The 12,657-nt window shown below is 63.2% G+C and carries 10 protein-coding genes; 7 read left to right on the forward strand and 3 right to left on the reverse strand.

Going from position 1 to position 12,657, the window contains the following annotated elements:
- Window positions 1-160: 160 nt before the first annotated feature.
- The gene (locus ACP7AL_RS04760) at window positions 161-961 is read right to left on the reverse strand and encodes a HesA/MoeB/ThiF family protein (protein WP_425989407.1); all 801 of its coding nucleotides are present in this window, start codon (window positions 959-961) and stop codon (window positions 161-163) included.
- Between the two features lie 179 nt (window positions 962-1,140).
- Here ACP7AL_RS04760 and ACP7AL_RS04765 point away from each other — a divergent pair, with 179 nt between their 5' ends.
- On the forward strand, window positions 1,141-2,526 hold the full coding sequence (locus ACP7AL_RS04765) for a peptidoglycan-binding protein (protein ID WP_425989410.1): 1,386 nt from the start codon (window positions 1,141-1,143) through the stop codon (window positions 2,524-2,526).
- 163 nt (window positions 2,527-2,689) lie between these two features.
- On the opposite strand, the gene mutM is transcribed toward ACP7AL_RS04765, so the two are convergent.
- Together mutM and ACP7AL_RS04775 are read right to left on the reverse strand one after the other, a co-directional pair.
- Window positions 2,690-3,571, reverse strand: coding sequence for a bifunctional DNA-formamidopyrimidine glycosylase/DNA-(apurinic or apyrimidinic site) lyase (mutM, locus tag ACP7AL_RS04770; RefSeq protein ID WP_425989412.1), 882 nt, complete (start codon window positions 3,569-3,571; stop codon window positions 2,690-2,692).
- A 9-nt stretch (window positions 3,572-3,580) separates the two neighbouring features.
- Window positions 3,581-3,961 (reverse strand): glyoxalase superfamily protein, encoded by a 381-nt coding sequence (locus ACP7AL_RS04775; protein ID WP_425989415.1) that lies wholly within the window; start codon window positions 3,959-3,961, stop codon window positions 3,581-3,583.
- Between the two features lie 137 nt (window positions 3,962-4,098).
- Here ACP7AL_RS04775 and ubiE point away from each other — a divergent pair, with 137 nt between their 5' ends.
- From ubiE to tsaE, 6 genes are all read left to right on the forward strand, one after another.
- Entirely contained in the window at window positions 4,099-4,860 is a 762-nt protein-coding gene (ubiE, locus tag ACP7AL_RS04780; RefSeq protein WP_425989418.1) for a bifunctional demethylmenaquinone methyltransferase/2-methoxy-6-polyprenyl-1,4-benzoquinol methylase UbiE, read from the forward strand.
- Window positions 4,857-6,428: a 2-polyprenylphenol 6-hydroxylase gene (gene ubiB / locus ACP7AL_RS04785; protein ID WP_425989421.1), complete on the forward strand. Its 1,572-nt coding sequence runs from the start codon at window positions 4,857-4,859 to the stop codon at window positions 6,426-6,428. The genes ubiE and ubiB overlap by 4 nt, the downstream gene beginning before the upstream one ends.
- Window positions 6,429-6,503: 75 nt before the next feature.
- Entirely contained in the window at window positions 6,504-7,928 is a 1,425-nt protein-coding gene (gene coaBC / locus ACP7AL_RS04790) for a bifunctional phosphopantothenoylcysteine decarboxylase/phosphopantothenate--cysteine ligase CoaBC (protein WP_425989424.1), read from the forward strand.
- The gene (dut, locus tag ACP7AL_RS04795; protein ID WP_425989426.1) at window positions 7,925-8,383 is read left to right on the forward strand and encodes a dUTP diphosphatase; all 459 of its coding nucleotides are present in this window, start codon (window positions 7,925-7,927) and stop codon (window positions 8,381-8,383) included. Before coaBC ends, dut begins: the two co-directional genes overlap by 4 nt.
- A 153-nt stretch (window positions 8,384-8,536) precedes the next feature.
- Window positions 8,537-11,065, forward strand: a complete 2,529-nt coding sequence (locus ACP7AL_RS04800; protein WP_425989428.1) for an ATP-binding protein — start codon at window positions 8,537-8,539, stop codon at window positions 11,063-11,065.
- Window positions 11,062-12,585 carry a tRNA (adenosine(37)-N6)-threonylcarbamoyltransferase complex ATPase subunit type 1 TsaE gene (gene tsaE, locus ACP7AL_RS04805; RefSeq protein WP_425989430.1) on the forward strand — a complete coding sequence of 508 codons (1,524 nt, stop codon included), beginning with the start codon at window positions 11,062-11,064 and terminating at the stop codon, window positions 12,583-12,585. Before ACP7AL_RS04800 ends, tsaE begins: the two co-directional genes overlap by 4 nt.
- Window positions 12,586-12,657: the final 72 nt, after the last annotated feature.

Here is a 12,657-nt window from a genome sequence, read left to right on the forward strand (position 1 = left end):
TGAGTGCCGTCACCCTGAGGTGCGCGGCCACGCCGCCAGATTTGCGTAAGCCACGTCCGCAATGGCCGCGCCTCGAAGGGCGACGGCAACGACGGGAGCGCATCCTTCGATGCTCGCCGAAGAAGGCTCGCACCTCAGGATGACGCAACATTCCCTAGATCTACTTATGCCCGCTCAAATCCGTGATCGTCGGCTTGTCGCCGTTCAGCGGATTTGACGGATCGCGCGCGTAGCGCAACGTCTCGAACCGCATCGCGCGGGCATCGATCATCACCAGCCGCCCGACAAGGCTTTCACCGAAACCGACGATTTCGCGGATTGTCTCCAGCGCCATCATCGAACCGAGCACGCCGGCCAGTGCGCCCAGCACACCGGCTTCCTCGCAGGTCGGCGTGGTGCCCGGCGGCGGCGCTTCCGGAAACAGGCAGCGATAGGTCGGATTCATGTTTCCGCTTGAGTCCGTTACATGCGCGCGAATCGTGGTCAGTGAGGCATCGAACACTCCGAGTGCGCCGGCGATCAGCGTTTTCTTCGCAAGAAAACATGCGTCCGACACCAGATAGCGCGTGGCGAAATTATCCGAGCCATCGACAATCACGTCGTAGTTTCCGATCAGGTCCAGCGCGTTGGCCGCGTTCAGCCGCACCGCATGAGTGCGCAGCGTGACATGCGGATTGAGCGCGAGGATTCTGTCGCCTGCGCTGTCCACTTTCGGACGGCCGACATCAGGCGTCGCATGAATAATCTGCCGCTGCAGGTTGGACAGCGACACCGTGTCGTCATCGACCACCCCGAGGGTCCCGATGCCCGCCGCAGCCAGATACATCAGCGCCGGAGCTCCGAGACCGCCAGCGCCGATCACCAGCACCCTGGCCGCTTTCAGCGCGGCCTGGCCGGGGCCGCCGACCTCGCGCAACACGATATGGCGCGCGTAGCGCTCCAGTTCTTCAGATGTCAGCATCCCGGTATCCACGTCAGCCGCTGCTTCCCAGATAATTTGCCGAACAGATCGAACCGCGGCGGCGCTGTCGCGGACAAAGATCATTGTACTGGAGCATGATCTTGTCCGAAAACCGGTGTCCACTTTTCGGGATCATGCTCTATGCTCAAGTGGGCTTATTACCAGCTACGAGACCAATCATGAAATTGCCGCTCGTCATTGCCGCGATACTGGCGGCCCTGCCCGGCTCCGCCGCCGCACAGACGCCGGCCAAGCCGCAACCCGCTGCCAAACAGGCGCCGGCGCAGATCAAGCCCAAGCCGGTGACGACCGTGCCGGTCCGCCCGGCGGTACAGACCCCGGTCGATACTGCCAAGGCGATGGAGCAGGCCGAGCGTCTCGCCATCCAGTCGGATCTGGCCTGGGTCAGCCTCTACAACGGCGCCATCAATGGCGAAGCGAGCGACCGGATGGTGGCCGCCATCAAGGCCTTCCAGAAGGACCATGGCGCCAAGGAAACCGGCGTGCTGAACGCGCAGGAGCGCAGCGCACTCACAGCGGCCGCAAGGAAATTGCAGGACAATGTCGGCTGGAAGATCGTCAGCGACGCGACCAGCGGCGCACGCATCGGCCTGCCGTCAAAGCTGGTGCCCCTCATCGTCAGCGACGTCAACGGCACCAAATGGTCATCCGCCACCGGCACCATCCAGATCGAATACGCACGCCGCAGGGAAGCCGGCGCGACCACCGCGACTGTCGCCGCCAGCGAGAAAAAGCTGAACGCACGCAAGGCCGACTACAGCGTGGTTAAACCGGATTTCTTCGTGCTCTCGGGCACACAAGGCCTGAAGAAATTCTACATCCGCGGCCAGACGCGGGGCGATGAAGTCCGCGTTCTCACCATCCTCTACGATCAGGCCACCGAAGGCACGATGATCCCGGTCACGGTGGCGATGTCGAGCGCGTACAATCCGTTCCCCGGCAACGGCATCGCGCAGATCAGTCCGCCGCCACGCAAGAAGGTCGAATATTCCACCGGCATCATCGCCAGCGCCGACGGCGCCATCGTCGCGGACCGCCAGGCCACCGACGGCTGCATGACGATTGCCGTGCCGGGTTATGGCAACGCGACACGCATCGCCGACGACGAGACGCGCGAACTGGCGTTGCTGCGGATCTACGGCGCAAGCGGACTAAAGCCGCTGGCGATGGCCGGGAATGGCACGACGAAATCCAATGTCAGCATCACCGGCATTTCCGATCCGCAGAACCAGGGCGGGCACAATGCCGTGACCAGCGTCGCCGCCGTCGCCGCGCCCATCGGCACCGACATCACGCTGTCGCCCGAGCCCGCCGTCGGCTTCTCCGGCGCCGCAGCCATCGACAGCGACGGCAAATTCGCGGGCCTGACGCGGCTCAAGCCCGCGGTCGTTGCGGGACCAACGGGCACGCCGCTGCCGTCGCAGGCGCTGCTTGTTTCGGCGGAGGCCGTGCGCGAGTTTCTGAAGGCGAAAGGCGTCGCCATTGCATCAGGCGCATCCGACGCCAAGGCCTCGGTGCTGCGGCTGGTGTGTGTGCGGAAGTAATCCGGTTACCGACCCTGCGATTGCAATGCATCACTGGGTCTCTCGGCTCAAACCGGGCCATGCGCGGCTGCGTCACGGTCTCGCCTTATGCGCCGAAGTTCGTCACCGTTTTGACATTTCGTCCGCGCGGCGATTCCGAACTCAATTCAGGGTCGCGGCGGCATCACTTCTGACAGGTTGGACACCAGAACGTCGAGCGTCCGTTCTGCGTGAAGCGCTTCACCGTGCCGCTGCATTTCGGCGTCTTGCAGGGCTGGCCTTCACGGTCATAGACCAGAAATGAATGCTGGAAATAGCCGAGTTCGCCGTCGGTCTGGCGATGATCGCGGAGCGACGATCCGCCCGCCTTGATGGCCGCGTTCAGCACCGTGTGGATTGAGCCGACCAGACGCTTGGCGTGATCGGTGGGGCCGCCCCTGCGATCCGCCAAGGTAGAAGCCTGCCGCTTCGGCGACAGGTGCGAACGAAACAGCGCCTCGCAGACATAGATGTTGCCAAGTCCGGCGACCACACGCTGATCCAGCAGCGCAGCTTTCAGCGACGTTTTCTTGCCCGCGCAGGAGTGTGCCAGCATCGCAGCGTCGAATTCGTTGCCGAGAGGCTCCGGCCCCAGACCGCGCAGCAGCGGCTCGGCTTCCATGTCGGCGCGCGGCACGATTTTCATGTAGCCGAAACGGCGCGGATCGTTGAACGAGATCACGGCACCCGACGCCATGTGAAACACCACATGATCGTGAGTACGGTTCTCGCTGCGCGGATAATGAAAATCGCCCGGCGTGCTCTCGCCTTCCGGAAGCATCACACGAAACGACCCCGACATGCCGAGATGCATCAGCAGCACGTCGCCGCTGTCCATGTCGGCCATCAGGTATTTCGCACGCCGGCCGAGGCCGCTGACCACCTTGCCTTCGAGGCGCGCGGCAAAATCCTTCTGGAACGGAAAGCGCAGGCCATCGCGGCGCGTCTCGACACGCGCGATCCGCTGCCCCTCCATCACCGGCTGCAAGCCGCGGCGAACGGTTTCGACCTCGGGTAATTCAGGCATCGGACATGCTCACGCCGAGGCCTTATCGGCTTCGCTGAAGGTGATGTGATTGGAGAACGGATCGTATACGGTCATGGTGGTGGCGCCCCAAGGCTGCTTCTCGAGGCCCGGGCGCATGTAGTTGTAGCCTTTGGCGGCCAGTTCGGCGTGATATTCGGCAACGCCCACGGTATCGATGGTGATGTGCGCGCCGGGCGAACCATCGCCATGGTGCTCACTCAGATAAAGCTGGATCCCCCCGCGCGAGATCCCCATGAATAACGGCAACGTCGGCTCGAAACGGTGCTCGAAATCGGTCTTGAAGCCGAGATAGTCGAAATAGAATTCGCGCGCCTTGGCGATATCGAACATCCGCAGGATAGGAATAACTCGGCTGAATTCGATCGGCATCGGCACTTCCTGGGCGGCCTGTGTGTTAACCCTGATTCCGCGGCTTTCGGTCCGCGCGTGCATGCGCATGGTATGTAGCGCGCTGCGACGCGACACGCTATGGTCCCGCCGCAAAAAGCCGCCTGGATTGGAAGAGTATGGAACGGCCTGACGGAACGACGCATTTCGGCTTCCGGGATGTGGAGCTTGGCGAGAAACAGACGTTGGTGAACGAGGTGTTTCACAGCGTGGCCAAGCGCTACGACCTGATGAACGACCTGATGTCCGGCGGCATGCACCGGCTCTGGAAAGAGGCGATGATTACCGCACTCAATCCGCCACGCTCCGATGCGCCGTTTGCACTGCTCGATGTCGCCGGCGGCACCGGTGATATTTCCTTCCGCGCGGCCAAAGCTGCGGGTCACGGATTTCAGGCCACCGTCTGCGACATCAATACCGAAATGCTGGCTGTGGGGCGCGAGCGCGCCGAGGCGCAGCATCTCGATCATCAGGTCTCGTTTGTCGAAGGCAATGCGGAAGCCCTCGCCTTCCCGGACAAGAGTTTCGACGCCTACACCATCGCGTTTGGCATCCGTAACGTGCCGCGCATTCCCCTGGCGCTGAGCGAAGCCTATCGCGTGCTGAAACCCGGCTCGCGTTTTCTGTGTCTTGAGTTTTCATCCGTCGATGTGCCGGGCCTCGACCGGATCTACGATCTGTTTTCGTTCAACGTGATCCCGCAACTCGGCCGTGCGGTCACCGGGGACGCCGAGTCCTATCGCTATCTGGTCGAATCGATCCGCCAGTTTCCGAAACCTAACGCCTTCGCCGACATGATCCGCGCCGCAGGTTTCTCCCGCGTCAAATACGACATCATGTCCGGCGGCATTGTCGCGCTCCATTCAGGCTGGCGTTTGTGATTTCTGCCATCACTCATACCCTGAGGCTGGTGCGTGCGGGCTACGTGTTCGCGCGCGAAGGCGTGTTCGGCTTCGCCGATCCGTCTTCGATGCCGCCGCAAGCGCAGTTCGCGGTGCGCATGGCGCGGCTGATCGAGCGGCGCGGCGCTGCCACCAGCGGGCGGCTGTCCCGCGCCCTGACGCGGCTTGGCCCGACTTACGTCAAGCTCGGCCAGTTTCTCGCCACCCGTCCCGACGTGGTCGGTGTGACCATGGCGCGCGATCTTGAGAATCTGCAGGATCGTCTCCCGCCGTTTCCGCAGGCGCAGGCAGAAGCGGTGGTTGCCGATGCCTTCGAGAAGCCTCTGGCGCAAGTGTTTGCGAGCTTCGGCGAATCGGTCGCCGCCGCGTCCATCGCACAGGTGCATCGCGCCGAGGTGGAGAAGGACGGCGTCCGCAAGACGGTCGCGGTGAAGGTGCTGCGGCCCAACGTCGGCGGCCGGTTTCGTCACGACCTCAGCGACTTCATGTTCGCAGCGCGCAAGATCGAGGCGATTTCCGTCGAGGCCCGGCGACTGCGCCCGATCGAGATCATCGATACGCTGTCGCGATCCGTGGCGATGGAAATGGATTTGCGGCTTGAAGCGGCCGCGCTCTCCGAGATGGCGGAAAACACCCGCGACGATCATGACTTCCGCGTGCCGTCGGTGGACTGGGATCGCACCAGCCATCATGTGCTGACGATGGAATGGATCGGCGGCATCGCGCTTAACGATCGCGCCAGGCTCGAGGCCGCGCAGATCGATCTGCCGGATCTCGGCCGCAAGGTCATCCAGAATTTCCTGCGGCATGCGCTGCGCGATGGCTTCTTCCACGCCGACATGCATCCCGGCAATCTGTTCGTCGACGACACCGGACGGCTGGTTGCGGTCGATTTCGGCATCATGGGGCGGCTCGGCCTGAAGGAGCGGCGCTTTCTCGCAGAAATTCTTTTGGGCTTCATCACGCGCGACTATCGGCGCGTCGCCGAGGTTCACTTCGAGGCGGGCTATGTGCCGGCGCATCATTCGGTGGAGAATTTCGCGCAGGCCATCCGCGCCATCGGCGAGCCGATCCACAATCGCGCCGCCGACGAAATCTCGATGGCGAAGCTGCTGTCGCTGCTGCTCGAGGTCACTGGCCTGTTCGACATGCGCACCCGCCCCGAACTGATCATGCTTCAGAAAACCATGGTCGTGGTCGAGGGCGTGGCGCGCGGATTCGATCCCAAACTCGACATCTGGACCACCGCCGACCCGGTGGTCCGCGAATGGATCGCACGCAATCTCGGACCTCTCGGCAAGATCGAGGGCGCGGTGAACGGCGCCGGCGACCTCGGCAAGGTGCTGGCCGGACTGCCGGCGATTGCCGCGCGGTCGGTCGCCGTCCTCAACCAGTTCGATGCCGTGACCCGCGACGGGCTCGTGCTGGCTCCCGAAACGGTCGAAGCCATCGGTAAGGCCGAAGCCAGACGCACCCGCTGGCAGACGATTGCCCTCTGGGTCATCGCCCTGACTTTCCTCGGCATTCTCTGGAGCATTCGCCAATAATGATGGCATTGCAGTCATGATTTGATTGCAATGCTATCATTTGCTACGGTCGCCTTAGCCTGAGGGGACCGCGCTATGGCCAGTTTGACCGTCCGCAAGCTCGATGACGACCTCAAAGCCAGCCTCCGGCTGCGCGCGGCCAGGGCCGGCCGCTCGGTCGAGGACGAGGTGCGGATGATCCTGCGGGAGGCAGCGGAAAGCCCGATCGCAGCATCCGTAAGTCCTGCGCGCAGCAGCGCCCCTCATACCCATCGCAGCCGGGCACCGGAGGTCAAAGGCCGTCCCCGGGTCACCCTCATCATCGGCGGCGGCATCGCCGCCTACAAGGCGCTCGACCTGATCCGCCGCCTGAAAGAGCGCGGAATCCACGTCCGCTGCGTGATGACACGTGCCGCGCAGCAGTTCGTGACCCCGCTCACCGCCGGGGCGCTGGCGGATGAGCGGTGCTACACAGACCTGTTCGACGCCCAGAGCGAGTTCGACGCCGGGCATATTCGCCTCGCCCGCGATACCGATCTGATTATCGTCGCGCCCGCCACCGCCGACCTGATGGCCAAGATGGCGCAAGGCCAGGCCGACGATCTCGCCACTGCGATCCTGCTGGCGACCAACCGGCAGATTTTGGTCGCACCCGCGATGAACCCGCTGATGTGGGCCAACGCTGCGACCAAACGCAATGTCGCGCAGCTTGCGCGCGACGGCGTCGCTTTCATCGGCCCGAATTCCGGCGAGATGGCGGAGGCCAACGAGGCCGGTATCGGGCGCATGTCCGAGCCTCTGGAAATTGCCGTCGCGGCCGATGCCATTCTCCGCCCGCCAGCCACCGGCCCGCTGGCCGGAAAGAAGATTCTCATCACCGCCGGCCCGACCCATGAGCCGATCGATCCGGTGCGCTATATCGCCAACCGGTCCTCCGGCAAGCAGGGCTTTGCCATTGCTGCGTCCGCTGCGGAAGCCGGCGCGGAGGTCACGCTCGTGTCAGGTCCGGTCGATCTCGACGATCCTGCCGGGGTCCGCGTCGTTCGCGTGGAATCCGCGCGCGATATGCTGGCGGAAGTGGAGCGTGCGCTGCCGGCGGATATCGCGATTTTCGCCGCCGCCGTGGCCGACTGGCGTGTCGCCAACGCAGGCGAGCAGAAAATCAAGAAGACTTCGGCGGGCATGCCGCCGCTGCAACTGGTCGAAAATCCCGACATCCTGGCGACCATCTCGAAGCTCAAGCAAAACCGGCCTCAATTGGTGATCGGCTTCGCGGCCGAGACACAAAATCTGATCGAGAACGCGACCTCGAAGCTGAAGCGCAAGGGTTGTGACTGGATCGTCGCCAACGATGTGTCGCCTGCGTCCGGCGTGATGGGCGGCGATCGCAACACCGTCCACGTTCTAACCTTGGACAAAGCGAATGTTGCTGTTGATTCCTGGCCGGTGATGACGAAAGAGGAAGTCGCCGACGCTCTCGTGGCGAAAATCGCCGACACCCTTGGACAATCAACCAAATGACATCTGCCCTCACCGTCGAGGTTCAACGCCTGCCTCATGCCGAGGGCCTCGCATTGCCGGCCTATCAGAGCGCGCACGCCGCCGGCCTCGACCTGCTCGCGGCGGTTCCAGAAGACACGCCGCTGACGGTGCAGCCGGGACAGCGCGCTCTGGTGCCGACGGGACTCATGATCGCGGTTCCGCCGGGCCATGAGGCGCAGGTGCGCCCCCGCTCCGGCCTCGCCTTCAAGCATGGCGTGACCGTCCTCAATTCGCCGGGAACCGTCGATGCAGACTATCGCGGCGAAGTTTCGGTGCTTTTGATCAATCATGGCGACGAGCCATTCACGATCCGCCGCGGTGAACGCATCGCACAGCTTGTCATCGCCGCGGTGACACAGGCAAATCTGGTGGTTGTCGCAGCGCTGACCTCTACCGATCGGGGCAGCGGCGGATTTGGTTCCACCGGACGGTAAATCGATCCCTCGTTAGAGGCGAATCGCACCGCACAATCGCTGAACTAGCCATTATTTTGCAGCGCGATTCACGTTCACGGTCTGGACTCTTACCCGGCGACTCCTGTTGAGGATATTGTCGTTCGATTCGTATGCGGGCGGTTGGGATAGATCATGTCAGGCGTGATCGAGGGGATGCGGCGGACCTTGCTGTCGTGCACTTCGATTGTGCGCGGAGGTGCAATTGGCCTTGGCGCGTGTCTTGGCGCGACGGCCCTGTTCGGGGCTGCGCCTGCGTTTGCGCGCGACGGTTTCATCGACAACGCACTGTCGCTGTTTGCGAACCTCGACCGGCAGGAAATTGCGGCGCTCAGCGTCGCGGCAGCAGTCCTCGGATTCTCGGTGGTCTCGGCGATCCTCTTGATGCGCACCCGCCTTCGCGCCGCGCGGATCGAATCCCGTCTGCTGTCGGACAACCAGGCACTCCAGCTCGAAGCCGATCGTTTCCGCGCGCTGCTGTTCGCCGAGCCGCAGGTTCTAATCTCCTGGGCTGCGGGCGGGGATCGTCCTGACATCAGCGGGGACGTGGCGCTGCTGATGCCGCACGGTACGGACCATTTCAATCCGCAGCGAATTCTTGCATTCGGAAGCTGGCTGCTCCCCGAGCAGGCGCTCGCGATGGTTCACGCCGTCGACAAGTTGCGTGAGGCAGGTGAGGGCTTTCAGCTCAACCTCACGACCGCAACAGGGCGCACCATCGAAGCGATGGGACGGGCGATCGGCGGGCAGGCTATCGTCCGTATTCGTGAACTGTCCGGCGTGCGGATGGAACTCGCCGAGATCAACATCCGGCACAATCAATTGCTGGAAGAGACCGGCGCGCTTCGCGCATTCGCTGCGTCGGTTCCCCTGCCGGTCTGGGCCCGCCGCAGCAACGGCACCCTCCATTTCGCCAACGCCGCCTATGCGCAGGCGACCGATGCGAGTTCGGTCACCGACGCCATCGAGCGTAATCTCGAGCTGCTCGATCATGACGACCGCGCCACCATGGCACGCGCGCTGGCGGAGAGGAATGTCTTCGAGGCGCGCGTTCCGGTGGTGACCGGCGGCCAGCGCCGCATCCTCGATATTCACGCACTGAATGTGAGCGGCGGCAGCGCCGGAATCGCAGTCGATGCGACAGAAGCCGCGAGCCTGCGCGCTTCCCTGGAGCGGATGGCGGAAGCCCACCGGCGCATGCTCGATCAGCTCTCGTCCGGCGTGGCGGTGTTCGACGGCGCACGGCGATTGACGTTCTATAACGATTCCTATCGCCGGCTCTGGGACTTCGATCGCGCGTTCCTCGACGACAATCCCGATGATTCAAGCGTCATCGACCGGCTGCGCGTCGCGCGCAAGATTCCCGAGCAACCGGACTTCCGCGCCTGGAAAAACAAGCTGTTCGAAGCCTACCGCGCCATCGAGCCGGCGAAAGACACCTGGTATCTGCCGGACGGACGCGCCCTCAGCGTCGTCACCACGCCGAATCCGGAGGGCGGCGTCACCTATCTGTTCGACGACGTCACTGAAAGCCTTAAGCTGGCGCGGCAGAACGACGGCCTGATCCGCGTCCAGCGTGAAACGCTGGACAACCTGTCGGAGGCCGTCGCGGTGTTCGGCAGCAACGGCCGCGCGCAACTGTTCAATCCGCCGTTCGCGCGGATGTGGAAGCTGTCCCCCGAAGCACTTGCACAGCAACCGCATATCGAAACCATCGAAAAACTGTGCCGGCCGCTGTTCGACGACAACGCGACCTGGCAGATCCTGCGCGCAGCCATCACCGGCATCGACGACCGCATTTCCGTCCCGCTCAAGCTCGAGCGAAAGGACGGCAGCGTGATCGACTGCACCACGATGCCGCTGCCCGACGGCGCGACCATGCTGACCTTCCAGGACGTCACCGACACGGTGAATGTCGAGCGCGCCCTGCGTGAGCGCAACGAAGCGCTGGAAGCCGCCGACCAGATGAAGGTCGATTTCGTCCATCACGTCTCTTACGAACTGCGTTCACCGCTCACGACCATCATCGGCTTCGCGCACTTCCTCAGCGATCCGTCGACCGGACCGATGACGCTGAAACAGAGCGAATACCTCAGCTACATCACGACCTCGACCAACGCCCTGCTCGCCATCATCAACAACATTCTCGATCTCGCCACCATCGACGCCGGCGCGATGACGCTTAATCTCGGGCCGGTGGATGTGCAGAAGACCGTCTCGGATGCCACCGCAGGCATTCAGGACCGGCTCGCCCGTGAACAGATCCGTCTTGATGTCGAGATTGATCCTGCGATCGGCGACTTCGTTGCCGACGAGCGCCGCATCGTCCAGGTGCTGTATAACCTGCTGGCCAACGCCGTCGGTTTCTCGCCGCAGAACAGCACTGTGACCCTGCGCGCCAGTCGTAGCGATTCAAGCGTGGTTTTCTCGGTCTCCGACTCCGGTCCCGGCATTCCGGAAGAAGTCAGGGACAAGGTGTTCGACTGGTTCGAAAGCCATGCCAATGGCTCGCGCCATCGCGGCGCGGGCCTCGGCCTGTCGCTGGTTCGCTCGTTCGTCGAACTGCATGGCGGCAAGGTCCACGTCGACTCGGTCGTCGGCAAGGGCACGACAGTGACCTGCGAATTTCCCGTCGATCAGACCTATCGCAATGCTGCCGAATGACCGATTTCTCGACATTCCATGTCGCGCTGGCGAATGAAGCCGCAACCGGCCATTTGATGGCGGACCTCGCATTGCTGATGAGCGCGGGCGATGTCATCACATTGTCCGGCGACCTCGGCGCCGGAAAGACCGCGGCCGCCCGCGCGCTGATCCGTTATCTCGCACAGGACGACGAGCTTGAGGTCCCGAGTCCCACCTTCACGCTGGCGCAGACCTACGACCTCCCGTCATTTCCGCTGCTGCATGCCGACCTCTATCGCGTCAACGATCCCGACGAGCTGGAAGAGATCGGATTGTCGCCCCTGCCGGACGGCACTGTGGCCTTGATCGAATGGCCAGAGCGCGCACCAGACATGCTGCCGCCTGACCGGATCGATATCGCGTTCAGCCACCGGCCATCACTCGGCACCAGCGCGCGCGCAGCCGAGATCACGGGATTCGGCAAACAGGCTGCGAAGGTCGAACGTCTGGCGGCGCTGCGGCGTTTTCTGGAACTCTCAGGCAGTCTCGACGCCAGGCGGCAGCGTATGCCGGGCGATGCCTCAACGCGCTCCTATGCACGGCTGATCAAGAAAGACCAGTCGGCCATTCTGATGAATTCGCCGCGCCGTCCCGATGGTCCGTCGCTGTATGACGGAAAATCCTACAGCGAAGCGGTCCATCTCGCCGAAGACGTCAAGCCGTTCGTCGCCATCGCCAATGGACTGCGCGAGCGCGGCTATTCGGCGCCCGCGATTCATCATGCCGATCTGGATGAAGGCTTTCTCATCACCGAGGATTTCGGCCAAGTCACCTTCATTGAGGGCGAGCCGCCGAAACCGATCGCCGACCGCTACCAGACCGCCGTCGATATGCTGGCGGCGTTTCATCGGGAACCGTTGCCGGAGGTGCTGCCTCTCGCGCCGCACCTTGATTATGTCATCCCGCCATTCGATGACGATGCGATGATGATCGAAGTCGGCCTGATGCTGGAATGGTATCTGCCCGACAAGGGCGTGACGCTGTCGAGCAACGTGCAGGCCGATTTCCTGCTGATCTGGCGTGACCTGCTGGCGAAGCTCGCCGACGCGCCGCGAACATGGATGTTGCGCGATTTTCATTCGCCCAATCTGATCTGGCTTGAACACCGCAAGGATATCGGCCGCGTCGGTATCCTCGACTTTCAGGATACGGTGATGGGTCCGGCGGCCTACGATCTCGTGTCGCTGTTGCAGGACGCGCGGATCGACATCCCGGAGAAAATCGAGATCGCGATGCTGACCCGCTATGCCGGTGAGCGGCGGGCCGCGGACACGACCTTCGATCCAGCCGCCTTTGTGCAGCAATATGCCATCATGTCGGCGCAGCGGAACACACGGCTGCTGGGGACCTTCGCGCGGCTGAACCGCCGCGACGGCAAGCCGCAGTATCTGCGACATCAGCCGCGAATCTGGACGTATCTCAACCGGGCCCTCGCCCATCCCTCGCTTGAGACCTATCGGGAATGGTGCATGGCCCATGTCCCGCCCCCGGCGACCTAGGCAAAGCCGCCACTTGAGGCCATTGCCTTTACCGGTTGTTAGCCAGCCCTCTCGTAATTTGGGTTCCGACGA

The organism is Afipia sp. DC4300-2b1, from assembly GCF_049895725.1.
Classification (GTDB): Bacteria; Pseudomonadota; Alphaproteobacteria; order Rhizobiales; family Xanthobacteraceae; genus Afipia; species Afipia broomeae.

Excerpts from the sequence above, each read along its gene's own strand:
- ACP7AL_RS04760 (WP_425989407.1), bottom strand. The coding sequence starts at position 961 with ATGCTGACATCTGAAGAACTGGAGCGCTACGCGCGCCATATCGTGTTG.
- ACP7AL_RS04765 (WP_425989410.1), top strand. The coding sequence starts at position 1,141 with ATGAAATTGCCGCTCGTCATTGCCGCGATACTGGCGGCCCTGCCCGGC.
- mutM (WP_425989412.1), bottom strand. The coding sequence starts at position 3,571 with ATGCCTGAATTACCCGAGGTCGAAACCGTTCGCCGCGGCTTGCAGCCG.
- ACP7AL_RS04775 (WP_425989415.1), bottom strand. The coding sequence starts at position 3,961 with ATGCCGATCGAATTCAGCCGAGTTATTCCTATCCTGCGGATGTTCGAT.
- ubiE (WP_425989418.1), top strand. The coding sequence starts at position 4,099 with ATGGAACGGCCTGACGGAACGACGCATTTCGGCTTCCGGGATGTGGAG.
- coaBC (WP_425989424.1), top strand. The coding sequence starts at position 6,504 with ATGGCCAGTTTGACCGTCCGCAAGCTCGATGACGACCTCAAAGCCAGC.
- dut (WP_425989426.1), top strand. The coding sequence starts at position 7,925 with ATGACATCTGCCCTCACCGTCGAGGTTCAACGCCTGCCTCATGCCGAG.
- ACP7AL_RS04800 (WP_425989428.1), top strand. The coding sequence starts at position 8,537 with ATGTCAGGCGTGATCGAGGGGATGCGGCGGACCTTGCTGTCGTGCACT.
- tsaE (WP_425989430.1), top strand. The coding sequence starts at position 11,062 with ATGACCGATTTCTCGACATTCCATGTCGCGCTGGCGAATGAAGCCGCA.